Below are 25,019 nucleotides of genomic sequence, written 5' to 3'. Positions count from 1 at the left end.
ACCCGATAACATGTCTCCACTGGTTACGGCCCTGCGCGGAAACACTTAAGTCGAATCGGGCAAAAAGACGTCAATTTTCTGCACTGATTTGATTGTCATTTCATGGGGTTGTCGCGGAAGTGATCGATGAACGCCCTGACCCGCAGTGGCATGTGCGTTCGACTCGGGAAATACAGATACATCCGCCCCAGCACAACCTCGTAGTCGGCAAGAATGCGCACCAGCTCACCCCGGGCAATCTCCTCGCGCACCACCGATGCCACCGTCTGCACAACCGCCAACCCTGCTTTGGCCAATGCAATTTCGCCCGACAGGTCGTTGATGATGAGCTTGCCCGACACAGACACCTCAAGCGGCTGGCCATCGCGCTGAAACATCCACGGTGACAGGCGTCCGCTGGTTGCAAATCGATAGCGTGAGCACTCGTGATTCTGAAGGTCTTCGGGAGATGCAGGGGTGCCGTGTCGGGCCAGGTAGGCCGACGATGCCACGGTGACGAGCGTCACTGGTTCGCCCATCGGTACGGCAACCATGTCGGCATCGAGCTGCTCGCCGATCCGGACGCCGAGATCGAAGCCTTCGGCCACCAGATCGACCAGATGGTCATCAAGCCCGAACTCCACTTCAACGTCCGGATACGTTTCCCTGAAGCTGGCCAGTTTGGGCAGAAACCAGTTGAAATAGGCCAGACGCGGCAAGGTGATACGAATGCTCCCGGAGGGGCGTCCGGTGCTCGCCTCGGCCCGATCGAGCGCGGCCGAGAGGCTTGCCAGCCCTTCCCTGACCCCCACGAGCAGTGCTGCGCCTTCTTCGGTCAGATTGACCCGACGCGTGGTACGGGCGAGCAACCGCATGGCCAGCCGGGTTTCGAGGCCGCGAATCGTCTGGGAGAGCGCCGAGGTTGAGATACCAAGCTCTTCAGCGGCGCGGCTGAAGCTTTGATGTCGAGCCACACACTCGAAGGAAGCCAGAGCCGGCAGCAACGAAGGGTCTATTGTGAAGCTCATCTAAACAGGCCTGTATTGATTGTTTCTTCAATCTTAATACGCTTTGCCCTTAAATTCGTTGAACCCTTGTCGGCAACACAGCGTCAACCCACCCACATTGGCTGGCAATCCTGACGCCCCGGAGAAACACACATGATTGAATTCACCCTTAACGGGAAGCCGGTGAAAACCGATCTCCCCGAAGACACCCCCTTGCTGTGGGCCGTTCGAGATGGCTTCCAGATGACCGGCAGCAAGTTCGGCTGCGGCATGGGCCTGTGCGGCGCATGTACGATGCATATGGATGGGCAGCCGATCCGCTCCTGTTCAACGCCGCTGTCCGCCGTGGCGGGCACGCGGATCACCACGATCGAAACCGTGGGTGAAGACAAGGTCGGCGCCGCCGTCCAGGCGGCCTGGGAAAAGCTGGACGTGGTTCAGTGTGGCTACTGCCAGTCCGGCCAGATCATGTCGGCCACGGCCCTTCTGGCGGGCAATCCGAAGCCGACGGACGAAGACATCGATGCGGCCATGGCCGGAAACATCTGCCGCTGCGCCACCTACGTTCGCATTCGCGCCGCCATTCACGAAGCTGCCAGCACGCTGGCTTGAGGGAATTGACATGACAACCATCAACCATCGCGTTGCCAACGTCTCCCGCCGGGACTTTCTCAAGCAGGGCGCGGGCCTCACCGTCGGCGTCATGCTGCCGGGTGCCATGAACAAAGCACTCGCCGCCGCCATGTCGGGCCCGGGCAAAGCCGGCGACGGCGTGCCCGTGGAAGGCCTGTTCAGCCCCAACGCCTTTGTCCGCATCGGTACGGACAACACCATCACGGTGATCTCGAAGCACCTGGAAATGGGCCAGGGCGCCTACACCGGGATTGCCACCCTGGTGGCCGAGGAACTCGACGCCGACTGGAGTACGGTCGTTGTCGAGGGCGCACCGGCTGACGCAAAGCGCTACGCAAACACCCTTTGGGGCCCGAACCAGGGGACGGGTGGCAGTACGGCGATTGCCAATTCCTTCATGCAGATGCGTCAGGCCGGTGCCACCGCTCGCGCCATGCTGGTGGCGGCGGCTGCCGAGCAATGGAAAGTGCCCGCGGGCGAGATCGTAGTGTCCAAGGGCATTGTGTCGCATGGGTCCGGGAAGTCGGCCACGTTCGGAGAACTGGCGGACGCCGCCGCCTCGCAACCCGTGCCGGAAAACCCCAAGCTCAAGGATCCGAAGGACTTCACGCTGATCGGCAAGTCCGCACCGCGCAAGGACAGTCATGCCAAGAGCACCGGGCAAGCCAAGTTTACCCAGGACGTCCAACTGCCGGGCATGTTGGTCGCCGTGGTCGCGCATCCGCCGCGCGTCGGCGCCAAGGTGAAATCTTTCGATGCCACCGAGGCGAAGAAGATCGCCGGCGTCGACGATGTGGTCGAAATCCCCACCGGTGTGGCGGTGCTCGCCAAGGACACCTGGACAGCCAAACGCGGACGCGATGCACTCAAGGTCGAATGGGACGAAACCGGTGCGTGGCGTGGCAGCAGCGAGCAGTTGATTGCCGACTACACGAAGCAGCTCGACACAGCGGGCGCCGTTGCACGTAACGATGGCGACGCACTGGGCGCGCTCGGGAAGGCGGACAATTTGATTGAGGCGGACTTTGTCTTTCCCTACCTTGCCCATGCCGCCATGGAGCCGCTCAACTGTGTCGTCCAGCTTCGCGATGGTGAATGCGAGGTCTGGAATGGCGAACAACTGCATACAGGCGATCAGGCTGCGCTGGGCAAACTGCTGGGGATCGACCCGTCCAGGGTCAAACTCAACATGTTGTTCGCCGGCGGCAGTTTCGGGCGTCGCGCATCTCCGACGTCGGACTATCTGCTCGAAGCGGCGTCGATCGCCCAGGCGATCGGTGGCCGCGCACCGGTGAAAATGGTCTGGCTGCGCGAAGATGACATGCAGGGCGGCTACTATCGTCCGCTGTACGTCCACCGCCTGCGCGCCACCCTGGGTGATGACGGCATGCCGGCGGCCTGGATGCAGCGGATCGTCGGGCAGTCGATCGTGGTCGGCTCGCCTTTCGAACCCATGCTGCTCAAGGATGGCGTGGATGTCACCTCGGTTGAAGGTGCCGCCACCCTCCCCTATGCCATTCCGGATCTCTACGTCGATCTGATCACCACCAATGATTCGGTGCCGCTGCCGGTGCAGTGGTGGCGCTCGGTGGGTTCGACTCACACCGCCTATTCGACCGAGGTCTTCATCGACATGCTCGCCCGTGCGGCCAAGCAGGATCCGGTGGCCTACCGGATGGCCATGCTCAAGAAGCATCCGCGCCATGCCGGGGTCCTCAAGCTCGCCACCGAGAAAGCCGGGTGGGACGCGCCGCTGAGCAAGACAGAGGGCGTCAAGCGTGGCCGTGGGGTCGCGGTGCACGAGTCCTTCAACACCTATGTCGGTCAGGTCGCCGAAGTCAGCATCAAGGATGACGGCACCCTCACGGTGGACCGCGTCGTGGTGGCCGTCGATTGCGGCATCGCGGTCAATCCGGACGTGATCAAGGCACAGATGGAAGGCTCGGTCGGCTTTGCGCTGGCGGCTGCATTGTCTGGCGAAATCACGATTGACGACGGCCTGATCCAGCAGAGCAATTTCCACAACTACACGGTGCTGCGTATCGACCAGATGCCGAAGATCGAAGTGCACATCGTGCCCTCTGCGGAGAAACCCACCGGGGTGGGCGAGCCGGGGGTGCCGCCGCTGGCACCGGCCGTCGCCAATGCCATTGTGAACGCCATGGGCAAGACGATTACACGTTTGCCGATCGGCGAGCAGCTCAAGGCCTGAGGCATGGACAGCCTCGACCTCGACGTCCTTCAGCGTGCCCGCCAGTGGCTCGCTGAAGGTCATGAAGTGATGCTGGTGACGGTGGTGCGCACCTGGGGCTCGTCACCCCGACCCCCGGGTGCGCTGCTGGCCATGCGTGAAGACGGTCGTGCGGTGGGTTCGGTCAGTGGCGGCTGCATTGAAGATGACCTGATGGATCGTCTGCGCAAGGAAGGCATGCCCGCGACGCCTCGTGAAGTCAGCTACGGCGTGGGGGCTGAAGAGGCGCGACGCTTCGGCCTGCCCTGCGGCGGCACCATGGTGCTCACGCTCGAACCACTACGCGACGCGACCACCCTCGACCCCTTGCTCGGCGCGATCGGCGAAGGACAGCTGATCGAGCGTGTGCTCGACATGCGCACCGGTCAGGCACGCTTGCAGCGTGGCCACCCTGAGCAAGGGTTGCGCTTCGACGGCGAGACCCTGGTCTCGGTGTTCGGGCCGCGTTACCGGCTGCTGATCATCGGCGCCGGGCAACTGTCTTCGGTGCTGGCCCGCATGGCCCTGGCGCTGGACTTTGCCGTCACGGTGTGTGACCCACGCGCGGAATGGGCGGACGAATGGGCGGTGCCGGGCACCACCCTGTCGCGGCAGATGCCGGACGATCTGGTCATCGACATGAAACCCGATGCCCGCATGGCGGTGATTGCCCTGACCCACGACCCCAAGCTTGACGATCTGGCGTTGATGGAAGCCCTGCGCACGGAGGCCTTCTACGTGGCGGCGCTTGGCTCCCGGCATAACAATGCCGCCCGGCGTGAGCGCCTGCGCGAGTTCGATCTCGACGAGCAGCAGGTGGCCAACCTTCGGGGGCCGGCAGGCCTGTTCATCGACAGCAGAACGCCGGCGGAAATCGCGGTGTCCATTGCTGCGGAACTCGTCGCGGTGAAGAACGGCGTCGCGCCGGAGCGGGTGCTGCCGGTCGGTGAAGCCAAGGCCGCGCTGGAGCGGGCGCAGGACACCCTGTCGGCCTGCCGCATCGATCCATGAACGTGGCCGCCGTGCTGTTGGCCGCGGGGCTGGGCCGTCGCTTCGATCCTGCCGGTCGATCCGACAAGCTGCTTGCCCCGTGGCACGACGGCAAGCCCGTGTTGTGGCATAGCGCGTCGAACGTGCTGGCGGCGGTCAGGCAGGTCGTGGCCGTGGTGCGACCCGAGCACGAACTGCGACAGGCGTGGCTTGAGCGTCTGGGTATCCGCGTCGTGGTGTCGGAATCCGCCCATCTGGGCATGGGGGCCGCCCTTAGCGCAGGCGTGGCAGCGCTGAGGGGTGTTGACGGCTGTCTGGTGTGTCTCGGTGACATGCCGGCTGTGCGCGTCGAGACCATCGCGCGGATGCGTGATGGTCTCGATACGGCCGATGCCATCGTGGCGCCACGCTTTGATGGGGCTCAGGGTCACCCGGTGGGTTTCGGCGCTCGCTGGTTCGATGAACTGCGTGCGCTCGAGGCAGATCGTGGCCCTCGTCACCTGCTCTCACGTGATGAGGTACGCTGGATCGAGGTGAACGATCCGGGGTGCAGGTTCGATATCGACCAACCGTCCGATCTGGCCTTGAGGCCCGGGGACGTCAGCCGCCCACCCGCTTCACCTTGAAGCCTTCCTTTTCGAGCAGGCCGATGATCTTGTCCACGTGATCGCCCTGAATCTCGATGCCCTGTCCGCGGGTTGTCCCGCCGCTACCGCATCCGTTCTTGAGTGTCTGGCACAGCTTGGCAATCGATAGCGGGTCGAGCGGAATATCCTGAACCACCGTCACCGTCTTGCCCGCGCGACCCTTGCGATCGCGGGAGACTTTCACCACGGCATTCGCCGCCGGGGGCACCGATCGGGTCGAGCAAGTGCAAGCGTCGATGGGCTGCCGGCAATCGGGACACATCCGTCCGGCCTCGGTTGAATAGACCAGACCGCCCTGCCCTCTGTTTTTCTTCATCGTTCAAGATCCAAACCCTACGTCCGTCAAGTTTACCGTGATCAGGCTTGTGCTGCGGGTCACACTTGGCTAACGTACAGACAGTGCCGTTAGAGCACACCAACCCCATAAAATTTATCCCCGGGAATAAACGGTATGACAAAAGAAACCGTAATGACCCGTGGCCAAAAGAAGAAATCTGGCGCCTTCCCCAAAGGGCACCAGGTGGACCCGCGCGCATTGGCCCGGGTGAGTGATCTTGTCGGAGACCGATCACTCAAGCGCGATGAACTGATTGAGTACCTTCATGTGCTCCAGGATGCGGAAGGCTGTCTGCAAGGCCCGCATCTCGTGGCCTTGGCACACCTCATGCGGCTGTCTCCGGTCGAAGTCTTCGAGGTGGCCAGCTTCTATCACCACTTCGACCTCGTCACCGGGGACGATGCCCCCCCTGCGCCACTGACCGTCCGCGTCTGCGATTCCCTGTCCTGCGCCATGGCCGGTGGCGAACAACTGGCCGGTGCGCTCGAAGCGGCCATGCCCAAGGGTGCGGTCCGCGTGCAACGTGTTCCCTGTGTGGGACGATGCGCCGAAGCGCCGGTCGCCGTCGTGGGGCAGAATGCCATCGGCGCGGCAACGCCCGAAGCCGTGGCGCAACTGGTGGAGAAACGATCCACCCAGGCCCCCATCCCCGACGCGGTCGATTATCAGGCCTATTGCGCCGGCGGGGGGTATCAGCTGCTCAAGCGGGTCATGACCGACCCGGCGCTCGGTGACAGCATCATCGATACGCTCGACGAAGCCGGCCTGCGCGGCCTGGGCGGCGCCGGATTTCCGTCCGCGCGCAAGTGGCGCATCCTGCGCGAGCAAGCCGCCCCACGGCTGATGACGATCAACCTCGATGAGGGTGAGCCCGGCACCTTCAAGGACCGCGTGGTGCTTGAGGCCGATCCGCATCGCATGTTCGAAGGCATGCTGATTGCCGCACAAGTGGTTGGCTGCGACGCCATCTACATCTATCTGCGTGACGAATACGCGGGCATCCGGGCCCTGCTCGAACGCGAACTGGCAGCGCTCGAGGCGAACCCGCCTGCCCCGCTGCCCGAGATTCATCTGCGCCGTGGTGCAGGTGCCTATGTGTGCGGAGAAGAATCCGCCCTCATCGAATCGCTCGAAGGCAAGCGTGGCATGCCACGCTTGCGCCCGCCCTACGTGGCGCAGCTCGGTCTGTTCGGACGCCCGACCCTGGCCCACAACGGTGAAACCCTGTGGTGGGTGCGCGATCTGGTCGAACAAGGCGCCGCCTCGTTTGCCCAGCATGGCGAAAACGGCCGCAAAGGCTTGCGTCGCTTCTCGGTCAGTGGCCGCGTGGCCAAGCCGGGCGTGGTGCTGGCGCCGGCCGGCATCACCTTGCGCAAGCTGGTCGATGAATACTGCGGCGGCATGGCGCCGGGGCATGATCTGTACGGTTACTTCCCCGGAGGGGCGTCCGGCGGCATCCTGCCCGAACGACTGGCGGACGTTCCCCTCGACTTCGACACCCTGCACGAGCACGGCTGCTTCATCGGCTCGGCGGCGGTGGTTGTGTTCTCGAACCGGGATCGCGCACGCGACCTGGCACTCAACGCCATGCGCTTCTTTGCGCATGAATCCTGCGGAAAATGTACGCCCTGCCGTGTCGGCACCTCCAAGGCCGCGATGCTGATGGCCCAGCCCGTCTGGGACCAGCCGCTGCTCAAGGAGTTGTCCGATGCCATGAAGGACGCGTCCATCTGTGGCCTGGGGCAAGCCGCCTCCAACCCGATGGAGTGCGCCATGCGATATTTCCCCGAGGAGTTCAGCAATGAGTGACATGAGTGATGCAAAGACCGTTCGCTTCACGCTGGACGGCAAAGAAGTCGAAGCCCTGCCGGGCGAATCCATTTTTCAGGCCGCCCGACGTGCCGGGACCGACATCCCCCACCTGTGCTACAGCGACCATCTGCGTCCAGACGGCAACTGCCGCGCCTGCGTGGTCGAAGTGGACGGCGAGCGCACGCTGACCGCCTCGTGCTGCCGCATGCCCACCGAGGGCATGAAGGTGGCCAGCCAGTCCGAGCGGGCAAGGCGCTCGCAAAAGATGGTGCTTGAGCTGCTCATGTCGGACGCGCCGGCCGAGGTGCAAAGCCGCGACTCCCAGCTCAAGCAGTGGGCAGATGCGCTTGAGGTCACCGCGCCGCGCTTTCCCATGCGCCATCAACCGGCCCAAGATCTGAGCCACCCGGCCATGCGCGTGGCACTCGATGCCTGCATCCAGTGCACCCGCTGCCTGCGAGCCTGTCGTGAAGAACAGGTCAATGACGTGATCGGCTACGCGCGGCGTGGCTCGCACGCCCACATCATCTTCGACATGGACGACCCCATGGGCAACAGCAGTTGCGTTGCCTGCGGCGAGTGCGTGCAGGCCTGCCCGACCGGGGCCCTGCTCCCGGCCAAGGGGCTGGATGTCGAAGCCGATCGCAAGGTCGATTCCGTATGCCCTTACTGTGGTGTCGGTTGTCAGCTGACCTACCACGTCAAGGACGAGCAGATCATCCGGGTCGAAGGCCGCGACGGCCCTGCCAACCTCAGCCGGCTGTGCGTCAAGGGCCGATTCGGGTACGACTACATCACCCACGACAATCGCATCACCTACCCGATGATCCGCAAGCCGGGTGTTGCGAAGGGGCTTGATGGATTCGATCCGTCGAATCCGGACGCCACCTTCCGCCGCGCCACCTGGGAAGAAGCACTCGATGTCGCTGCGGGTGGCCTGGCCGACATCCGTGATCGCCTGGGGGGTAATGCGCTGGCCGGCTTTGGCTCGGCCAAAGGCTCGAACGAAGAAGCCTACCTGTTCCAGAAACTGGTGCGTACCGGCTTCCGGACCAACAACGTGGATCATTGCACCCGGCTGTGCCATGCCTCATCGGTGATGGCGCTGCTCGAAGGTGTCGGCTCCGGCGCCGTGTCGAACCCGGTGGCCGATGTGGCCGATGCCGAGGTGATCGTCATCGTCGGTGCCAATCCGCCCGCCAATCATCCGGTGGCGGCCAGCTTCATCAAGAATGCCGTCAAGGAAGGCAAGAAGCTGGTGCTGATCGATCCGCGCCGCACCGAGCTTGCGCGTCACGCGACCCACTTCCTTCAGTTCAAGCCAGGCTCGGATGTGGCGCTGTTCAACAGCCTGATTCACACGGTCATTGAAAACGGCTGGGTCGATGAAGCCTTCATCAACGAGCGAACGACCGAATACGAAGCGCTCAAGGCCCAGGTGCAACACGCCAGCCCCGAGGCCATGTCCGAGATCTGCGGCATCGATCCGGCCACGCTGCGCGAAGTGGCCCGACTGTATGCCACCTCGAAGGGGGCCATGATTCTCTGGGGCATGGGGGTGTCGCAGCATGTGCACGGCACCGACAACGTGCGTTGCCTGATCGCGCTGTCGCTCATTACCGGCCAGATCGGCCGGCCGGGCACCGGGCTCCACCCGCTGCGCGGACAGAACAATGTGCAGGGCGCCTCGGACGCAGGGCTCATCCCCATGGTGTTTCCGGACTATCAGCGGGTCGACAGCGATGAGGCCCGTGCTCGCTTTGAAACCTTGTGGAACACCACGCTCGATGGCAAGCCCGGACTGACCGTGGTCGAGATCATGGATGCAGTGCTCGCCGGTGCCATCCGGGGCATGTACATCATGGGTGAAAACCCGGCCATGTCCGACCCCAACCTCGAGCATGCCCGCGCCGCCATGGCGTCGCTGGATCACCTCGTGGTTCAGGATATTTTCCTTACCGAGACCGCGGCATTTGCCGACGTGGTGCTCCCCGCTTCGGCCTTCCCCGAGAAGACGGGCAGCTTCACCAACACCGACCGACGGGTGCAGATTGGCCGGGCGGCGGTGCCGCTCCCCGGTGAGGCACGCCAGGATCTGTGGATCATCGAACAGATGGCGTCGCGACTGGGGCTGGACTGGAAGTACGCGGATGTTGGCGAGGTGTATGAAGAGATGCGAACGGCAATGCCCTCGATTCAGGGCATCACCTGGGCACGCCTGAACCGTGAAGACTCTGTCATCTATCCGTGCGCGACGGAAGACGATCCGGGCCAACCGGTGATCTTCCAAGACCGCTTCCCGACCGAATCGGGCAAGGCAAGACTGGTACCGACCTCGGTGATACCGCCGGCGGAAACCCCCGACGCCGACTACCCGATGGTGCTCATGACCGGCCGCGTGCTCGAACACTGGCACACCGGCTCGATGACCCGACGGGCCTCGGTGCTCAATGCCATCGAACCGGAACCGATCGTGATGCTTCACCCGCAAGTGCTGGACGCACTGGGCATCCAGCCGGGTGACTGGGTGGCGATGAATTCCCGCCGCGGGCAGCTCATGGCGCGCACACGGGCCGACCGGGGCATGCGCCCGACGGAAGCCTTCATGCCTTTCTGTTTCCGGGAGGCTGCCGCCAACCTGCTCACGAACGACGCGCTGGACCCGGTCGGGAAGATTCCCGAGTTCAAGTTCTGTGCGATCCGTATCGAGGCAGGCGAGCCGGCCGAAGCAGTCAGTCCTTTGCCGGCCTGAGTTTCGGCAATGCCGCACAGGCGTCGGCCAGCACATCGGCCGGCGCCTCCTGCAGCAGCATCAGCCCGAGTCGCAACACGTCGCTCTTGCTTGCGGTGACGCCACTCGATTTGAGCTGGTCTCGCACCTGCTTGATCAGGGCGAGTTCGGCTTTGCTCAGCGGCACCTCCAGCGGTTTGCCCGATGCCACCGGCTCGACATCTATCCCTGCCGCCTTGCGCGCGGCCTTGATACCTGACTTGATCGCTGCCTTGCGGCGGGTCAGCGTTGGCGGTTTGCGCTGTTTGAGGGCGTCGTCTTCGGTTTCGATGCTGGCGCGTAGCGCATCCTTCAGCTGGTTTCGGGTCACGCTCACAGTTCAAGTTCTCCAAGACGCTTTGCCACGGCACTGACCAGACGCAGGATCTCCAGCTGCGCAGGCTTTGCCGCACTCCCCAGATCAAACACCGAGCCTCCAATGGCGGCACTTTGGGCGTACGCATTACGCTGGGCGATGGCCGCCGCCAACACAGGCAGTTCGAAATCATGCATGACTTCAATCACGTCGGCTGCCAGCGCCGTGCGCGACACCCGGTTCGGCAGCAGGACGGCCTTGAGCTGCGGCCGGTGTTTTTGCAGATCGACAATGATTCGCTCGATGGCGCGCGTCGACCACAGGTCGGTGGGGCTCGGCACCACCGGGATAATCGCCAGATCGGTGTGATTCAACGCAGCCAGCGTGCGAGGATGATCCAGGGCCGGCGGGCAATCGACCAGTACGGCGTCGGCCCGATTCGACCATTTGGTCAGCTTGGCCGGCAGTTCGATGGGCTCACCGGTGAATCGGTGCATCCTTGCCGGAAAGGGATTGGCTTCGCTGGCCGCTTCCGCCCAGCGCGTTGCAGACGCTTGGGCATCGAGGTCCACGACTTCGATCTTGCGTCCGCGTCGGGCAAGCCCCGCAGCCAGTTGCATGGTGATGGTTGATTTGCCTGCGCCGCCTTTTTGCGACACCAGGGTGATGATGGGGCCACGGGCCATCCGGCGTCCTTGTTACCTTGGGTCTAAACTGGTCGATTGTATCCCACGCGGTACGCTGTCTTGATGACAGGGTCACACCGTTTTCATGGAGCGAATGCGATGAATGCGAAAGGCTTGAGCGTCTGGGTCGGCGACATCACCACGCTGGACGTCGACGCGATCGTCAATGCGGCAAACAACAGCCTTCTTGGTGGGGGTGGTGTCGATGGAGCCATCCATCGCGCTGCCGGGCCGGCACTGCTCGAGTACTGCCGCACGCTGGGCGGATGCGATACGGGCGATGCCAAAATGAGCCCCGGCTTCGACCTGCCCGCCAGGTGGATCATCCACACCGTGGGGCCGGTGTGGCATGGCGGCCTGTCAGGTGAGCCCGAACTGCTCCACGCCTGCTACGCGCGTAGCTGCCAGCTTGGCGTTGATGCCGGCGCGCGATCAATCGCCTTTCCTGCCATCAGTTGCGGTGTGTACGGCTACCCGCCCGCGGCGTCGGCGCGCATTGCGGTCGACGAATGTCTGCGGGCCCTGCGAAATTTCGGCACGCTTGAGACCGTTCGCCTGGTCGCCTTCGACGAGACGATGGGTGATGTCCTGAAAAAGGCGTTGGCCGAATCGTGCTGATCCGGCCAACGTGTCAGGTCAGAAGTACTCAGTGAAACGACCTTGCGGAGTCAGTGCGTCTCACTGCAGGTGGCTTCGCAGGGAGCAAGGCCTTGCCGCTCCCGGAAGCTGATGCAATGGGTGTGGCAGTCACACCCGGGTGCGAGCTCCGCGTCTTCCCCCTCCTCAAAGGTTTCGACGTGAGCCAGCTCGAGGAAATGCTCTGCAGAACGGCGCGTCTCGAACACGCTGAGACTACCGTCCGTGGAGCAGATCCAGCGACCATCAAGTGATATGGCGTGGCAAGTGCTGTTGTGAACGCACATCGCGTGGATGCAGATGCGAGGACGCGTGGTTTTCCAGATAGGTGCGGCAGCAATATCGAGCCAGCTGGCTCGTCGCTCAATCGAGGCGATCATGTCGTCTCCTCCGTCTCTGAGCGCCGTGGAGATGCCGATGGCGTCGGCATACGCGGCGCAACAAACATTTATTTTTATTGAACTATTTTTCTAGTCGTGAAATACGTCACAGTCAACATCACCCATCGTGCATGCGCCGGTCAAGGTGTAACGACTTGTACGCGAAACCACGCCAGACCGCGGTTTGACAGGCCTTGGCAGCAGATTGCCGCTTGTCGGCCCGAAGTTTTCCAGGGCCGCGGGCTATACTGCCCCCCTTGCCTGATCAAACGTCACGATGAGCGAGGAGACCCATACAATGAAACTTGAAACGCTGGCCGTTCACGGTGGCTACACCCCCGACCCGACCACCAAGGCGGTCGCAGTACCGATTTACCAGACGACTTCATACGCGTTCGACGATACGCAGCACGGCGCCGATCTTTTCGATCTGAAGGTCGAAGGCAATATCTACACGCGCATCATGAACCCGACCTCGGCCGTGCTCGAAGCTCGCATTGCCGAGATGGAAGGTGGCATCGCCGGTCTTGCGCTGGCTTCGGGCATGGCCGCCATCAGCTATTCGATCCAGACCATTGCCGAGGCGGGCGACAACATTGTTTCGTCGGCAACGCTGTACGGTGGCACCTACAACCTGTTTGCGCACACCATGCCGCAGCTCGGTATCCAGGTACGCTTTGCCGATCCGCATGACATCGACGCGTTCGAACGCCAGATCGACGACCGCACCAAGGCGATCTTCTGCGAGTCCATCGGTAACCCGCTGGGCAACATCACCGACTTTGCACGACTGGCCGAGGTGGCGCATCGCCACGGCGTTCCGCTGATCGTCGACAACACCGTACCGACCCCTTACCTGTGCCGTCCGATTGAACACGGCGCCGACATCGTGGTGCATTCGCTCACCAAGTATCTGGGCGGGCACGGCAACTCGATCGGCGGCGTCATCGTCGACTCCGGCAAATTCCCCTGGGCGGAACACAAGGCGCGCTTCCGTCGGCTGAACGAGCCGGACCCGTCCTACCACGGCGTGGTCTACACCGAAGCACTGGGCGCCGCTGCCTACATTGCGCGCGCTCGGGTTGTTCCGCTACGCAACATGGGGGCCGCCATCAGCCCCTTCAATTCATTCCTGATCCTTCAGGGCATCGAGACCGTTGCGCTGCGCATGGATCGCATCTGCGAGAACTCCAATCGCGTGGCCGAGTATCTCTCCGGGCATGACAAGGTCGAGTGGGTGAAATACGCCGGGCTGAGTTCCCACCCTGACCATGCGCTGGCCCAGAAATACATGGGGGGGCGCGCATCCGGCATTCTGACCTTCGGTGTGAAGGGGGGCCTTGAAGCCGGCGCACGTTTCCAGGACGCGCTCAAGCTCGTCACGCGCCTGGTGAACATCGGCGATGCAAAGTCACTGGCGTGCCACCCCGCCAGCACGACCCATCGCCAGCTTTCGGGGCCCGAACTCGAAAAAGCGGGCGTCTCCGAAGACATGGTTCGCCTGTCGATCGGGATCGAGCACATCGACGATATCCTCGCCGACCTCGAGCAGGCGCTCGCCGCGGTCTGAGACTAACGGACGTGCAATGAAAAAGCCGGCATCACGCCGGCTTTTTCATGTCCGGTGAATGTTCAGGAAAAATTGAGCGCCAGGCGGGCCCTTTCAACATCCAGCCGCGCCAGTGCGTCGCACGGGTGGCAGCTCGCCGCGCGTTTCATGATCTTTTCGGCTGCCGGGACGTCACGACCACGCCCGAGGCCAAGCGCCCGCGCATACTCCATGCGGGTGATCGGGCTGTCCGGATCAATGCTCAGGGCTTGCTCGAAACAACGCACACCCTCCTCCCGCGTCGCCGAATGCGTCATCTTGCCGACCACCGCACCCACCTTGTCTATCACTTCGAAGTGATAGACACCGAAGGTCGCCAGCGCCGCGGCATGCTCGGGCTCTAGCGCGAGCACGGTGAGCAGACTCTGCCGGATCTTGCTGCCAAGACCGCGCGCGAGTGCCTTGACCACCGAGATCCGCTGACTGTAACGCCCCAGTGCCATGGCATGCAGTAACCAGGCATTGGTACAGGCCGGATCGATGCGTGCGAGCGATTCACTTCGGCGCGCAGCGTCGCACAGCATGGTCAGCGCACCTCGATCATCCTTCTCGAGGTAAGTGGCATAGGCCACCTCGGCCCGCGCAACCACCACGTCGCCAATGGGACCGAGCGCCGCGGCCGTTCGGATCGCCGCCCCGAAATCGCCTGCGTGATAGTCGCGCCATGCCGATTGAAGCGCATCAGCCAGCCGCGCCGGGTCATGCGCAGTGGCCAGCGCAGGCCCGCAACGGTCAATCTGGTCTGCAATGCGGTCGGCGGTCGGGTACGGCTCCAGATCTCCCCGGTGGAGCCGCTGCCACTGATCGGACAATGCCATGCCCGTGTAGCGATACGCCCGGTCTCCGTAGGGAAACGGGCGCCAATCCATCTGCTTCATTGGTTCTCCTGCCAGGCCCTGTATTTTTTATGTCGGGTACTGAAGTGATGGTGTGACTTGTGGGGTCACTCTATCACCCGGCAGAGGGGAAAACATGGCGCAGCGCAATATCTCCGCGCCATGCTGTACGGGTGTCTCAGCCTGCGAGCGCGGAGACGAACCGGGCCATCACGATGTCCTTATCACTGAGGCCACCCACGTCATGGGTGCTCAGCGTGATATCAACGGTGTTGTAGACGTTGTGCCAGTCGGGATGGTGATCGAGCTGTTCGGCCTTGAGCGCGATCCGGGTCATAAAACCGAAGGCCGCGTTGAAGTCGGCGAACTTGAAACTTCGCGAGATGGCGGTCTTGTCGTCGTTGAGTTTCCAGCCCTCGAGACCGGAAAGGTTCTGCATCAGTACGCCATCAGTCAGCTTCTTGCTCATTTGCTCGCACCTCGCATGTTGGGTCATGAATTCACTTGAGTGAAAATTCGACTTTCGGTTCCGCCTTGGCCTCGCCAATGGCATCGGGCGCCACCAGGAAGATTCTCGATGCACTGACCTTGCTCTCTCCCACCAGCCAGTCACGTACCACCTGCGCACGCCGTTTGCCCAGCGCTGCCACGGCCTCTGGCCCGGCAGGCGCTGCCGCCTTGAGTAGCGCGGTCATTTCTTCAGGGGGCAGGCTCTTGGCGAATCCGATGGCGTTGCGCGGCTTCTTGATCTCGGCCTCATCGTAGACGGCCTCAAGCAGTTCGGCACGGCGATCGGGCGGTATGTTGATCGATTCGAGCGCGGGCGGCGCCTTCCCCTCGTCGATCAGCTCCTGACGCAGAAGTTCGCGCATGCGGTCTTCGATCCAGCGTGTGCGCAGGCCTTCGCCATCAGACACAGGGTCGGTCCAACCGGTCATCGACAGCTTGAGCGCGGGACGCTCGGAGAGTGCTTTGGCCAGGGTTTCGAGTTTTTCACGCTCGGCCGACGAAAGCTGCGCAGTGCCCGGGGCGAACTCGACATAGGCGAGTTCTTCGCCACCGCCAAATGCCGAGCCCAGCAAAGCGAACGGCGATGTCACCGCCTTGACGATGAGGTTGAAAAACGCCTTCCAGACCAGACCGCCAATGCTGAACTGCGGATCGTCGAGCGTCCCGCTGACGGGCACCGACAGATCGATCTCGCCCTTGCTGTTCTTGAGCAAGGCGACCGCCAACTGCACCGGCAGGTTGACCGCGTCTTTACTCTCGACTTTTTGTCCGAAGGTGAGCTGGTCGAGCAGCACATCGTTCTTGGCGGTGAGGACACGGTCCTCGATCTTGTACGAAAGATCGGCCGAGAGTTTGCCCTTGGCGATGCCGTAGCCCACGTACTTGCCCGAATAGCTGGAAATGGTGGGGAGCTGGAAATCACGGACGGTGGCCAGAATGTCCAGATACCGATCCTGTCGGAGCGGGTTGAGCTGGCCGGTAATTTCCACCGGCGCTCCATGGTCGAGCGCGGCGGTCAGCGACAGGGTGGCGACGCTGTCGGGCTCGGACCGAAGATCGGTCAGCGAGCCTGACACCGATTGAAGATCGGCATCGTAATTGGGTTTGATGAACCGGTCGCTGTACTGCACATTGCCCTGATCCACCTGAATCTTGCCGATCCGGATTGGCGGAAGCGCCGCCGGTGGTGCGTCCACCACCGCCTGCGATTCTCCTTTCGCGTTTTCCGTCGCCTCGCCTTCAACCGCGGTCAGCTCGCGGAAGTTGAGGCGCCCCTTGGCGTCGAGAATGAGCCGCGAGTAGAAATTGCTGAGGCTGATGGTGTCTATGCCGACTGACAGCGGCTCGGTGTTGACGTCAATGCCGTCGATCGACAGTTTTTTCCATCGGAGAAAGTCGGTGTCGTTGAGGGTGTCGCGCGCAACGAGGTCGTCAAGACCGACACGACCGCGATAAACAATCCGTGGCGTGGCACTGCTCAGGGCGCTCAGGCTGAGCTGTCCGCCCGCCCCCAGCCGTGCTGAGCGAATGTCAATGGCCGCCGCCTGGGGGACGTAGGCGGAAAAGCGACGCAGGTCGAGCCCACTGAGGTCAAGCCGCAGATTGCTATCGAAACTGGCCAGGTTCACCTTGCCCTTGAGCGCAATGCCGCCACTGCCGTTGAGGCGCGACTTCAGCTGAACACTGGTGTCGCCGAGTGCATCCAGTTTGATGGCACCCGTCGTCAGCACCAGCTGATCCAGTGTGGTACTGACTGCGGGTCTGACCCCTTCATCCCGAACAGCAATCGACCAATCTGACAGCTTGATGGCACCCAGCGAGATGGACATGGGCTTGCCTTCCTCGGAGGGCGCCGCCGTGTCGGAAGATGTCGCTGCGATACCCGCCAGATCGATCTCACCTCGACGGCTGCGCACCAGTCTAAGCACGCCGCCGCTGGCATCGATGACGCCCACTGCCGCGCTTGGCGCTGCGCTGTCGAAAGTCACCTGAGTCAGCGCGAGTTGCTTGAGACTCACTGCAGGCTCTTTGGCGTCAGCCAGCTTCAATGCAAAATCCGACAGGTCGAGTCGCGCATCACTCACCTTGACTCCGTCGGCGTCGATTGCGATGGGTACGTTGGCACTGGCGACCCCTGCCGTGATGGCGGCGTCCTTGAGCTGATTGGCAAAATACGGGGCATAACGCGTGAGCGGGAGCTTGTCAGCCGCCACCGTGAGCGTCGCCGAAAACGGCGCCAGCACCAGCGCACCTTCGGCAGTCACGGATTCACCGGCATCGGAGACAAACGTCAATTTGACCGGCGCTGATTCACCCGCGTTACCCAGTCCATCGATGGAGGCTTCCACCGGGCTGAATACGGTGGCGAATTTGCCTGCCGGCGCTGCTGCATCGGAGAACGCGACGCGGCCACGCTCCAGACGAATGCGATCGACAGAAAACGCAAATCCCCCCTGCCCCGCATCTTCAGCGTCTGCCGTTGCCGGTGGAACGTCATCGCTTGGGGCGGGCGCCGCCTTCGATACGGTGGTCGGTGGGGAGAACGCATCGAGATTGAGGCTGCCATTGGCAAGACGTGCCAAGGTCACGTCGGGCGCGGTCAGGCGCGCTTCGACCACGTGGAGATGGTTTGCGAAGACGTCGAATTCGCCGATGTCGAGCTTGAGCTGTTCGAGCGAGGCCAGCGGTTTGTCGTCCAGATCCGTCGTGGCCAGGTCGATCAGACGCGCTGTACCGACCAGTGTCAGGCGAGGCGTACCGTCGGCGGGTTGCTCGAAGGCCAGTTCCAGTGCCGTAGCCAGTTGCCCGCGCACGATACGGAACTGCGGCTCATACGGCAGATAGGCCAGGAACGGCGCGATATCGAACGGTGCCAGCTGAAGGTCGAAAACGGTCGTCTGCTGCTCATCGAACGGACGGGTGCGACCGTTGAGTTCGAAAGGCGCATCGTTGATGAGTGCCGACAGTTCCGGCTGAACGTAATGCTCGACCTCGGCCGGAAAAGCCGAAATGAAGGGAATGCCGATCGTGAGTTGGCGGACCGTATGAATGAGGCCGGCGACGCGGTCGTCGATATCGACCTCGCCGTCTGCGACGTGGATATTGTTGATGGAAAAGCGCAGGGGCCCGTCATCCTGTGGCTCCGGCGGAGGATCGCTTGAAGCAAAGCGCGCAATGACGTCTGACCAGTTGGTGGTCTTCTCGTCGAGGCGAATCAACGAGAAACGCGGCGCTTCGATCTCCAGGCGCGAGAACACCAGCCCCCAGTGAATGATCGAACGCCACTGCAGATCGGTTTCTGCCGCACCAATGGCCAAGGCATTGGTACTCGAGTCCGCTTCCTTGACCGTCAGCCCTTCGAGACGAAGCGTCAGAGAGAAAGGATTGAAGCGGGCCTTGTCGAGGGTCACCTGGCGGCCGAGTTGCTCACTGGCCCGCTTGGGCAACTGCCACTCAATCAAGGCCGGCAGCAACACGAACCCGAACAGGGCATACAGGGCGGTGGCGAGCGCCAGACGCCTCAGCCAGACCCACCGGCGAAGCGGTTTTGCTTCAGGTGGCGTGTGGTATTCCTTCATCGAGCCCTCTCCTTTGCCGTCGAGCTTATCAGCCGGCTCGTTTCGTGTGAACGTGACGCGCCTTGCGCGGACGCCCGCAGGAGCGGAAAATCCGGCGTCCTTGTCCAGCCGGCGTAACCCGACATGCCCCACTCCACCCGTTATGACGTGATCGTGCTCGGCGCGGGCGCGGCAGGCATGATGTGCGCCGCGCAGGCCGGCCAGCGCGGACGCAGCGTCCTGCTGATCGATCATGCGCAGAAGCGGGCCGAGAAGATTCGCATCTCGGGCGGCGGACGTTGCAACTTCACCAACCTCGATGTGACGGCCGGGCACTATCTGTCGCGCAACCCCCATTTCTGTCGCTCGGCGCTGGCGCGTTACACCCCCCACGATTTCATCGCCATGGTCCAGCGCCACGGCATCCGTTTTCATGAAAAGACGCTCGGTCAGTTGTTCTGCGACGAGAGCAGCGCGCAGATCATCGACATGCTGGAGGCCGAGTGCGAGGACGGAAAGGTCGACTGGCTTCAGCCCGCCTCGGTGGCGCATGTCGAGCGCAGTGCCGACAGTCGATGGTTGGTGAGTACAGACAGGGGCGAGTTTGATACGGCGGCACTGGTGGTTGCCACGGGCGGGCTCTCGATCCCGAAGATTGGCGCCAGCGATATCGGCTACCGCCTGGCAAGACAGTTCGGACTTGGCATCATCGAGCCCCGCCCTGCCCTCGTACCGCTGACGCTGGATCGGGAAACGCTGGACGGGCTCGCGCCGCTGGCCGGCGCCTCGTTTGCGGTGGAGGCGCGAAGCGCGGGCGGCACCTTTCGTGAGCAGGCACTGGTCACGCACAAGGGCTTGAGCGGGCCGGCCATTCTTCAGATATCCAGTTACTGGCAGGCGGCGTGTTCTCTGGGCGCGCCGGAGCCGATCGTGCTTGATCTGCTGCCGGGCGAAGATACGCTTGAATGGCTCCAGTCACATCGGCACAGCAACAGCCTGCCGGGCAATCTGCTCGCCGAGCGTCTGCCCAAGCGCTTTGCCCGTGCCTGGGCCGAATTGCATGGTTTCGAGGTGCCGCTGGCCCAACTCGGCGACAAGGCCATCACGCACATGGCCCATGCCCTCGCCAACTGGACACTCAGCCCCTCGGGGACGCAGGGCTTTGCAAAGGCAGAGGTCACTCTCGGTGGCGTCGACACCAACGCCCTGTCGTCCAAGACCATGGAAGCACGCCAGCAACCGGGCCTGTATTTCATTGGCGAGGTCGTGGACGTGACCGGGCATCTGGGGGGGTACAACTTCCAGTGGGCCTGGTCGTCCGGTTTTGCAGCGGGCCAGTCGGTTTAAGGACATGTGACAACGTCACGGGCCTGTCACAGACAGGGTCTAGCCTTGGCAGCGTTTTCGCCTCGCGGTTCAAGAACGCATGCAAAAGGTTCGCGCCATTTTCGTTTCCGACATTCACCTCGGAACACGTGGCTGTCAGGCAGACCAGTTGTTGGAATTCCTGCGCCACTACGAATCCGACTACCTCTATCTGGTCGGAGACATCGTCGACTTCTGGGCCATGAAGCGCAGCATTCACTGGTCTGCGGCGCAAAATACCGTGATTCAGAAGGTCCTGCGCCGCGCGCGCAAAGGGTGTCGGGTCATCTTTGTTCCCGGTAACCACGATGAGGCGCTGCGCGAATACGCGGGCATCGAGTTCGGCGAAATCCAGCTTGAGAACGAGACCTTACATGTGACCGCCGACGGGCGCCGGTTCGTGATCCTGCATGGCGATGAGTTCGATCAGGTCACCCGTTACCACAAGTGGGTCGCCGTGCTGGGCGACATCGCCTACAACACGCTGGTCTGGATCAACACCTATCTGTCGAAGATCCGCCGCCGTCTCGGGCGACCGGGTTACTGGTCACTGGCCGGCTACGCCAAACGCAAGGTCAAGACCGCAGTGAGCTTCATCTTCGACTTTGAGGATTCGGTGATTCACGCGGTGAAAGAGCGTGGTGTCGATGGCGTGATCTGCGGTCACATCCATTGGGCGAGCATCAAGCAGATCGACGGCCTCACCTACGTCAATTGCGGGGACTGGGTCGACAGCTGCACCGGTATCGTCGAGCACATGGACGGGCGGCTTGAATTGATCGAGTGGATGGGCCACCCGGCTACCCAGGGCGCGCCACTGGCGCTCCCCTCACCCGTCGACGAAGACGAGGCGGTCGAAGCCGCGGTGGCACGCACCTCAATGGAGTCTTGAACGCTCCGGATCCTTGCCCTCGTCCGGCGCGTTGGTGATCACCAGTTCCAGCATGCGGGCCATCTGTACCGCTTCGACAGATCGCCCCATCATGATCACGGCGCCTCGATGGCGATTGTCGCCCGTGTCGGAATATTCGAATCGATAGACACGCCGCAGACAGACCTGCCCCTGTTCGTTTCGCACCGGACGCGTCATGTCGGTGGCGACGGTTTCGTCAAGAAACTGGAACCCCCCGCGCGCGCAGGCCTGACGCGCCGTGCTCAACGCAATCTCGCGTGTCTTGAGTGAGTCCATCCAGTACCACACCACGAGCGCAATGAGCAGCAGTGGCAACAGGTCCCAAGGCGTGATCACGACACATCTCCGGCGCAGCGGTCACGGACGGCTTGCCCTACAATGCCCGGGACGGCCTTCGTGTTACCGCGCATCGACACCCTTCGAGAGGAGAAAATCAGCATGCAAAGCCTCGTTCTGACTGCGATTGGCAGTGATCGACCCGGTCTGGTCGAAGCCCTGGCCACCCTCATCAGCAGCAAGGGCGGCAACTGGCTCGAGTCGTCCATGGCTCAACTGGCCGGGCAATTCGCAGGCATTCTACGCGTAGATGTCGCGGATGCTGATGCCGACGCGTTGATGGCGGCCCTTGAAGCGTTCGAAGCCTTGAAGATTACCGTCACCCATGCCACCGAAACTTCGGGAGACAGTGGCTATACCCGCAAGTTGCATCTGTCTCTCGTGGGGCAGGATCGGGTGGGCATCGTGCGCGAAGTGTCACAGGTGCTGGCGCGACATGAAGTCAATGTCGAGGAACTCAACACCATTACCTCATCCGCTCCCATGTCCGGTGAAACGCTCTTTCACGCCAAGGCCAGTCTGCAGGCGGGGGGCGGGCTGGATGCCGGTGCGCTCAAACAGGATCTTGAGGCGCTCTCGAACGATCTGATCGTGGACATCACCCTCGACGAACTGGTGTCGATCTAGGCCTTTTTCGCGAGAAATTCGGCCACCGCACGTGTGTGGTCGTCGCTGTTGTGCGTAATGGCCTGGAAAGCGGCCGCCAGCTGGAGCACGTCATCGAGCCGCTGGGTCTGCGCCTGGCGCAACAGACGCTTCGTCATTCTCACGGCACCTGCGGGATTCGCGGCAATCCGTGCGGCCAGTTCCTGCGCAGTCGAGAGCAAGACGTCATCGTCGACCACCTCGACCACCAGCCCCCAGTCAAGCGCTGTCTGCGCGTCGATCATCTCGCCGGTCAGGCTCATGAGCGCCGCACGCTGATAACCCACCGCCTGCTGCAACCACCAGGCGCCCCCGTCACCGGGAATCAGGCCGAGTTTCACGAAACTTTCGGCGAAGCGCGCGGATCGACCGGCAACACGCAGATCGCACATGCAGGCCAGATCGCAGCCGGCGCCCACCGCCGGGCCGTTGACTGCGGCAATGGTGGGCACATCCAGCTGCCACAATGCCAGGGGGATTTGCTGAATGCCGCGACGATAGTTTTCGCGCACCTGCATCGGGTCGCCCTCGGCCAGCCCTGTGCGATCGCGAAAATCCTTGATGTTGCCACCGGCGCAAAATGCGCTCCCCGCCCCGGTCACGACCACGGCTCTCACCGAATCGTCATGCTCGATGCACCTGCACGCGTCCACAAGTGCCTGCCATTGCTCGGGCGTGCTCAGTGCGTTCCGGGTGTCGGGGGCATTCAGGGTGAGGGTCATGACACCCTCCTGACGCTCGATCTGCACGAAATCACTCATTCTTGCCGCCCTCCAGACGTGTGTATTTATCGGCACGTCCATACGCTTGCTCGGCCGGATACTTCCGTGCATTGATCGCCAGCTTCTCCAGCGCCGCTTCGCCCAGATCGATGTCGAGCCGGTCGGCGAGGCGCACCAGATAGAGCAGCACGTCAGCCAGTTCGTGACTGACTTCGACACGTGTTGCCTCAGGCAGCGCGGCCGAGGCTTCAGGCGTCAACCACTGGAAATGCTCGACCACCTCCGCCGCCTCACCCACCAGCGCCATGGCCAGATTCTTGGGGGTATGGAACTGAGCCCAGTCACGCTCGTCCGCAAAGGCCCTGAGGCGATCACGCAGATCGATGAGCGTATCCGTCCCGGCGTTGTCATTCGTCATCGCTGGTGCCCCTCAAGCACGTAGGTGGCACCCTCGTCGGTGCCGAGCCGCTCGACCAGCGCGGGCAGAACCTCGGCCATGGTGTCACGCAGCAAGTACGGGGGATTGATCACGAACATGCCGCTACCGGACATGCCGCCATTGGGCTGCATGTCCCGCACGTCGAGCCGCGCGTGAAGCCAGCTATGCGAATCGGCACATGCCGATTGGAGTCTTGAGGCCATCTTGCGTGACTCCACGCGCGGCAAGACCGGATACCAGACCATGAAACAGCCCGTGGCGAAACGCTTCAAGGCATCGTCAACGGCCTTGATCACCGTGTCGTAGTCATCCTTGATCTCGTAAGACGGGTCAATGAGCACGATGCCGCGCCGCGTCGGTGGCGGCAGCACGGCTTTGAGACCGGAAAAACCATCCTGCGCCTTGACCTGGACACGCTTGCCTTCGCGTTCGAAATGCCTTTCAAGCCGTTGGGAGTCGGCTGGGTGCAGTTCAAACAGCCGCAGACAGTCCTGAGGGCGCATCTCGTTTGACGCAATTTCCGGCGACCCCGGATAAAACCGCCCGATGCCGGCCTCGGCATTGACCCGTTTCAGGTATCGCGCAATCGCGGCCGGCGCGTCCTGCCATCCGGCCAATCGGCCCAGCCCCTCGTGGATTTCGCCCACCTTGTTGGCTTCATCGCTGTCCGTGGCGTACTTTCCGGCACCCGCGTGAGTATCCACATACCAGTACGGAGCGTCTTTGCGATTGAAATAATCAATCACTTCTCCAAGCATCAAATGCTTGAGGACATCGGCATGATTGCCGGCATGATAGGCATGACGATAACTGAGCATTGACGCGGTCTGGAGCGGATTGGAGGATACTGATCGTATCACCCGGCCGCACTCGAACGCCCGTTTGGCTTCAAACCTCAAGGGACGCGCCATTGAAAATAGAGTTTGCGGCGCAACATATGATTGATATGATTGCGCTTTTTTTCGCGGCCAACAGGGCCATCATGGGCACGGAGATGCCCAGCGATCGATGAGGGTATAGGGATGGCAGTCTTTGCGCTCGACAGCCGGGTACCGGTTCTGGGACAAGGAAGCTGGGTCGCCGACAACGCGACCGTGATCGGCAATGTGGTTTTGGGTAAGCAGGTCAGTATCTGGTATGGCGTGGTGCTGCGCGGCGACAACGACCCGATCACGATTGGCGACAACAGCAATATTCAGGAAGGCTCGATCCTGCACACCGACGAAGGCGTCCCGCTCACGGTGGGCGCGGATGTCACGGTCGGGCACATGGCCATGCTCCATGGCTGCGAGGTGGGCGATGGGACGCTGATCGGTATCAACGCCATCGTCCTCAATGGCGCAAAGATCGGCCGGCACTGTCTGATCGGTGCAAATGCCCTGATTCCGGAAGGCCGGGAGATTCCCGATGGATCGCTTGTGGTGGGCTCGCCGGGTCGCATCATTCGCCAGCTCACCGAAGAAGAAATCGCATCGCTCAAGGACAATGCCATCAATTACGTGCGCCATCTGCATGAGCATCGCGACGGGCTTCGTCGGATCGACCCCCCGTCCGATAACGGTTTTCTGGCTGACTGACCCTGCAGGCTTGCGCCAAATCAATTTTTCGAACGAGCGTTTGGCCTAGACTGCGTCTCGTGGGTTGCCTCTTCGTTTTCCCACACT

Annotated in this window: 24 protein-coding genes; 12 read left to right on the top strand and 12 right to left on the bottom strand. The window is 62.5% G+C overall.

Going from position 1 to position 25,019, the window contains the following annotated elements:
- Positions 1-95: 95 nt before the first annotated feature.
- Positions 96-1,007, bottom strand: coding sequence for a LysR family transcriptional regulator (locus J0W34_RS10955; protein WP_269144615.1), 912 nt, complete (start codon positions 1,005-1,007; stop codon positions 96-98).
- Positions 1,008-1,139: 132 nt separating this feature from the next.
- On the opposite strand from J0W34_RS10955, the gene J0W34_RS10950 reads away from it, so the two are divergent.
- Genes J0W34_RS10950 through J0W34_RS10935 form a run of 4 tightly spaced genes read left to right on the top strand, consistent with a single transcriptional unit; the run spans position 1,140 to position 5,465 of the window.
- Positions 1,140-1,598, top strand: a complete 459-nt coding sequence (locus tag J0W34_RS10950; RefSeq protein WP_230968825.1) for a (2Fe-2S)-binding protein — start codon at positions 1,140-1,142, stop codon at positions 1,596-1,598.
- A gap of 10 nt (positions 1,599-1,608) precedes the next feature.
- Positions 1,609-3,831 carry a xanthine dehydrogenase family protein molybdopterin-binding subunit gene (locus J0W34_RS10945; RefSeq protein ID WP_230968824.1) on the top strand — a complete coding sequence of 741 codons (2,223 nt, stop codon included), beginning with the start codon at positions 1,609-1,611 and terminating at the stop codon, positions 3,829-3,831.
- Between the two features lie 3 nt (positions 3,832-3,834).
- Positions 3,835-4,860: an XdhC family protein gene (locus J0W34_RS10940; RefSeq protein WP_227814497.1), complete on the top strand. Its 1,026-nt coding sequence runs from the start codon at positions 3,835-3,837 to the stop codon at positions 4,858-4,860.
- A complete protein-coding gene (locus J0W34_RS10935) occupies positions 4,857-5,465 on the top strand; it encodes a nucleotidyltransferase family protein (protein WP_230968823.1) in 609 nt (202 codons plus the stop codon). The genes J0W34_RS10940 and J0W34_RS10935 overlap by 4 nt, the downstream gene beginning before the upstream one ends.
- Here the strand turns inward: J0W34_RS10935 and J0W34_RS10930 are convergent.
- Positions 5,440-5,802 (bottom strand): translation initiation factor Sui1, encoded by a 363-nt coding sequence (locus J0W34_RS10930; RefSeq protein ID WP_230968822.1) that lies wholly within the window; start codon positions 5,800-5,802, stop codon positions 5,440-5,442. The genes J0W34_RS10935 and J0W34_RS10930 overlap by 26 nt on opposite strands.
- Before the next feature lie 153 nt (positions 5,803-5,955).
- Between J0W34_RS10930 and J0W34_RS10925 the strand changes: the two genes are divergently transcribed.
- Complete coding sequence (locus tag J0W34_RS10925) at positions 5,956-7,632, top strand: NAD(P)H-dependent oxidoreductase subunit E (RefSeq protein WP_230968821.1); 1,677 nt, start codon at positions 5,956-5,958, stop codon at positions 7,630-7,632.
- 1 nt (position 7,633) lies between these two features.
- Positions 7,634-10,387: a formate dehydrogenase subunit alpha gene (gene fdhF / locus J0W34_RS10920; RefSeq protein WP_230971664.1), complete on the top strand. Its 2,754-nt coding sequence runs from the start codon at positions 7,634-7,636 to the stop codon at positions 10,385-10,387.
- Here fdhF and J0W34_RS10915 read toward each other — a convergent pair.
- Positions 10,368-10,742 (bottom strand): hypothetical protein, encoded by a 375-nt coding sequence (locus tag J0W34_RS10915; protein ID WP_230968820.1) that lies wholly within the window; start codon positions 10,740-10,742, stop codon positions 10,368-10,370. The genes fdhF and J0W34_RS10915 overlap by 20 nt on opposite strands.
- On the bottom strand, positions 10,739-11,407 hold the full coding sequence (locus J0W34_RS10910) for a ParA family protein (protein ID WP_227814502.1): 669 nt from the start codon (positions 11,405-11,407) through the stop codon (positions 10,739-10,741). The genes J0W34_RS10915 and J0W34_RS10910 overlap by 4 nt, the downstream gene beginning before the upstream one ends.
- 99 nt (positions 11,408-11,506) lie before the next feature.
- On the opposite strand from J0W34_RS10910, the gene J0W34_RS10905 reads away from it, so the two are divergent.
- The gene (locus tag J0W34_RS10905; RefSeq protein ID WP_230968819.1) at positions 11,507-12,025 is read left to right on the top strand and encodes an O-acetyl-ADP-ribose deacetylase; all 519 of its coding nucleotides are present in this window, start codon (positions 11,507-11,509) and stop codon (positions 12,023-12,025) included.
- 50 nt (positions 12,026-12,075) lie between these two features.
- On the opposite strand, the gene J0W34_RS10900 is transcribed toward J0W34_RS10905, so the two are convergent.
- Entirely contained in the window at positions 12,076-12,423 is a 348-nt protein-coding gene (locus tag J0W34_RS10900) for a hypothetical protein (protein ID WP_227814504.1), read from the bottom strand.
- 298 nt (positions 12,424-12,721) lie between these two features.
- Between J0W34_RS10900 and J0W34_RS10895 the strand changes: the two genes are divergently transcribed.
- The gene (locus tag J0W34_RS10895; protein WP_230968818.1) at positions 12,722-13,993 is read left to right on the top strand and encodes a bifunctional O-acetylhomoserine aminocarboxypropyltransferase/cysteine synthase; all 1,272 of its coding nucleotides are present in this window, start codon (positions 12,722-12,724) and stop codon (positions 13,991-13,993) included.
- 62 nt (positions 13,994-14,055) lie between these two features.
- Here the strand turns inward: J0W34_RS10895 and J0W34_RS10890 are convergent, their stop codons facing one another.
- The 3 genes from J0W34_RS10890 to J0W34_RS10880 form a co-directional block, all read right to left on the bottom strand.
- Complete coding sequence (locus J0W34_RS10890; protein WP_230968817.1) at positions 14,056-14,910, bottom strand: tetratricopeptide repeat protein; 855 nt, start codon at positions 14,908-14,910, stop codon at positions 14,056-14,058.
- Between the two features lie 136 nt (positions 14,911-15,046).
- Positions 15,047-15,337, bottom strand: a complete 291-nt coding sequence (locus J0W34_RS10885) for a 4a-hydroxytetrahydrobiopterin dehydratase (protein WP_227814507.1) — start codon at positions 15,335-15,337, stop codon at positions 15,047-15,049.
- A gap of 31 nt (positions 15,338-15,368) precedes the next feature.
- Positions 15,369-18,956, bottom strand: a complete 3,588-nt coding sequence (locus tag J0W34_RS10880) for a DUF748 domain-containing protein (RefSeq protein ID WP_230968816.1) — start codon at positions 18,954-18,956, stop codon at positions 15,369-15,371.
- 123 nt (positions 18,957-19,079) lie between these two features.
- Here J0W34_RS10880 and J0W34_RS10875 point away from each other — a divergent pair, with 123 nt between their 5' ends.
- Positions 19,080-20,282, top strand: coding sequence for a BaiN/RdsA family NAD(P)/FAD-dependent oxidoreductase (locus tag J0W34_RS10875; RefSeq protein WP_230968815.1), 1,203 nt, complete (start codon positions 19,080-19,082; stop codon positions 20,280-20,282).
- A 79-nt stretch (positions 20,283-20,361) separates the two neighbouring features.
- Complete coding sequence (locus J0W34_RS10870) at positions 20,362-21,192, top strand: UDP-2,3-diacylglucosamine diphosphatase (RefSeq protein WP_230968814.1); 831 nt, start codon at positions 20,362-20,364, stop codon at positions 21,190-21,192.
- Here J0W34_RS10870 and J0W34_RS10865 read toward each other — a convergent pair.
- On the bottom strand, positions 21,178-21,549 hold the full coding sequence (locus tag J0W34_RS10865) for a DUF3301 domain-containing protein (RefSeq protein WP_230968813.1): 372 nt from the start codon (positions 21,547-21,549) through the stop codon (positions 21,178-21,180). The two genes, J0W34_RS10870 and J0W34_RS10865, sit on opposite strands and share 15 nt — an antisense overlap.
- 102 nt (positions 21,550-21,651) lie before the next feature.
- Here J0W34_RS10865 and J0W34_RS10860 point away from each other — a divergent pair, with 102 nt between their 5' ends.
- Entirely contained in the window at positions 21,652-22,176 is a 525-nt protein-coding gene (locus J0W34_RS10860) for a glycine cleavage system protein R (RefSeq protein WP_230968812.1), read from the top strand.
- Here J0W34_RS10860 and J0W34_RS10855 read toward each other — a convergent pair.
- Genes J0W34_RS10855 through J0W34_RS10845 form a run of 3 tightly spaced genes read right to left on the bottom strand, consistent with a single transcriptional unit; the run spans position 22,173 to position 24,173 of the window.
- Entirely contained in the window at positions 22,173-22,955 is a 783-nt protein-coding gene (locus J0W34_RS10855; RefSeq protein ID WP_230968811.1) for a crotonase/enoyl-CoA hydratase family protein, read from the bottom strand. The genes J0W34_RS10860 and J0W34_RS10855 overlap by 4 nt on opposite strands.
- Positions 22,948-23,334: a nucleotide pyrophosphohydrolase gene (locus J0W34_RS10850; RefSeq protein ID WP_230968810.1), complete on the bottom strand. Its 387-nt coding sequence runs from the start codon at positions 23,332-23,334 to the stop codon at positions 22,948-22,950. Before J0W34_RS10850 ends, J0W34_RS10855 begins: the two co-directional genes overlap by 8 nt.
- Positions 23,331-24,173 carry a 23S rRNA (adenine(2030)-N(6))-methyltransferase RlmJ gene (locus J0W34_RS10845; RefSeq protein WP_230968809.1) on the bottom strand — a complete coding sequence of 281 codons (843 nt, stop codon included), beginning with the start codon at positions 24,171-24,173 and terminating at the stop codon, positions 23,331-23,333. The genes J0W34_RS10850 and J0W34_RS10845 overlap by 4 nt, the downstream gene beginning before the upstream one ends.
- A 204-nt stretch (positions 24,174-24,377) precedes the next feature.
- Here J0W34_RS10845 and J0W34_RS10840 point away from each other — a divergent pair, with 204 nt between their 5' ends.
- Positions 24,378-24,932, top strand: coding sequence for a gamma carbonic anhydrase family protein (locus J0W34_RS10840; RefSeq protein ID WP_227814516.1), 555 nt, complete (start codon positions 24,378-24,380; stop codon positions 24,930-24,932).
- The last annotated feature ends 87 nt before the right edge of the window (positions 24,933-25,019 follow it).

This window comes from Nitrogeniibacter aestuarii (assembly GCF_017309585.1).
Taxonomy (GTDB): domain Bacteria; phylum Pseudomonadota; class Gammaproteobacteria; order Burkholderiales; family Rhodocyclaceae; genus Nitrogeniibacter; species Nitrogeniibacter aestuarii.
This window is presented reverse-complemented; position numbering and strand designations above follow the sequence as displayed.

Bases quoted from the DNA above. Each gene is read 5' to 3' on its own strand.
- J0W34_RS10955 (WP_269144615.1), bottom strand. From the start codon at position 1,007: ATGAGCTTCACAATAGACCCTTCGTTGCTGCCGGCTCTGGCTTCCTTC.
- J0W34_RS10950 (WP_230968825.1), top strand. From the start codon at position 1,140: ATGATTGAATTCACCCTTAACGGGAAGCCGGTGAAAACCGATCTCCCC.
- J0W34_RS10945 (WP_230968824.1), top strand. From the start codon at position 1,609: ATGACAACCATCAACCATCGCGTTGCCAACGTCTCCCGCCGGGACTTT.
- J0W34_RS10940 (WP_227814497.1), top strand. From the start codon at position 3,835: ATGGACAGCCTCGACCTCGACGTCCTTCAGCGTGCCCGCCAGTGGCTC.
- J0W34_RS10935 (WP_230968823.1), top strand. From the start codon at position 4,857: ATGAACGTGGCCGCCGTGCTGTTGGCCGCGGGGCTGGGCCGTCGCTTC.
- J0W34_RS10930 (WP_230968822.1), bottom strand. From the start codon at position 5,802: ATGAAGAAAAACAGAGGGCAGGGCGGTCTGGTCTATTCAACCGAGGCC.
- J0W34_RS10925 (WP_230968821.1), top strand. From the start codon at position 5,956: ATGACCCGTGGCCAAAAGAAGAAATCTGGCGCCTTCCCCAAAGGGCAC.
- fdhF (WP_230971664.1), top strand. From the start codon at position 7,634: ATGAGTGATGCAAAGACCGTTCGCTTCACGCTGGACGGCAAAGAAGTC.
- J0W34_RS10910 (WP_227814502.1), bottom strand. From the start codon at position 11,407: ATGGCCCGTGGCCCCATCATCACCCTGGTGTCGCAAAAAGGCGGCGCA.
- J0W34_RS10905 (WP_230968819.1), top strand. From the start codon at position 11,507: ATGAATGCGAAAGGCTTGAGCGTCTGGGTCGGCGACATCACCACGCTG.
- J0W34_RS10900 (WP_227814504.1), bottom strand. From the start codon at position 12,423: ATGATCGCCTCGATTGAGCGACGAGCCAGCTGGCTCGATATTGCTGCC.
- J0W34_RS10895 (WP_230968818.1), top strand. From the start codon at position 12,722: ATGAAACTTGAAACGCTGGCCGTTCACGGTGGCTACACCCCCGACCCG.
- J0W34_RS10890 (WP_230968817.1), bottom strand. From the start codon at position 14,910: ATGAAGCAGATGGATTGGCGCCCGTTTCCCTACGGAGACCGGGCGTAT.
- J0W34_RS10885 (WP_227814507.1), bottom strand. From the start codon at position 15,337: ATGAGCAAGAAGCTGACTGATGGCGTACTGATGCAGAACCTTTCCGGT.
- J0W34_RS10880 (WP_230968816.1), bottom strand. From the start codon at position 18,956: ATGAAGGAATACCACACGCCACCTGAAGCAAAACCGCTTCGCCGGTGG.
- J0W34_RS10875 (WP_230968815.1), top strand. From the start codon at position 19,080: ATGCCCCACTCCACCCGTTATGACGTGATCGTGCTCGGCGCGGGCGCG.
- J0W34_RS10870 (WP_230968814.1), top strand. From the start codon at position 20,362: ATGCAAAAGGTTCGCGCCATTTTCGTTTCCGACATTCACCTCGGAACA.
- J0W34_RS10860 (WP_230968812.1), top strand. From the start codon at position 21,652: ATGCAAAGCCTCGTTCTGACTGCGATTGGCAGTGATCGACCCGGTCTG.
- J0W34_RS10855 (WP_230968811.1), bottom strand. From the start codon at position 22,955: ATGAGTGATTTCGTGCAGATCGAGCGTCAGGAGGGTGTCATGACCCTC.
- J0W34_RS10850 (WP_230968810.1), bottom strand. From the start codon at position 23,334: ATGACGAATGACAACGCCGGGACGGATACGCTCATCGATCTGCGTGAT.
- J0W34_RS10845 (WP_230968809.1), bottom strand. From the start codon at position 24,173: ATGCTCAGTTATCGTCATGCCTATCATGCCGGCAATCATGCCGATGTC.
- J0W34_RS10840 (WP_227814516.1), top strand. From the start codon at position 24,378: ATGGCAGTCTTTGCGCTCGACAGCCGGGTACCGGTTCTGGGACAAGGA.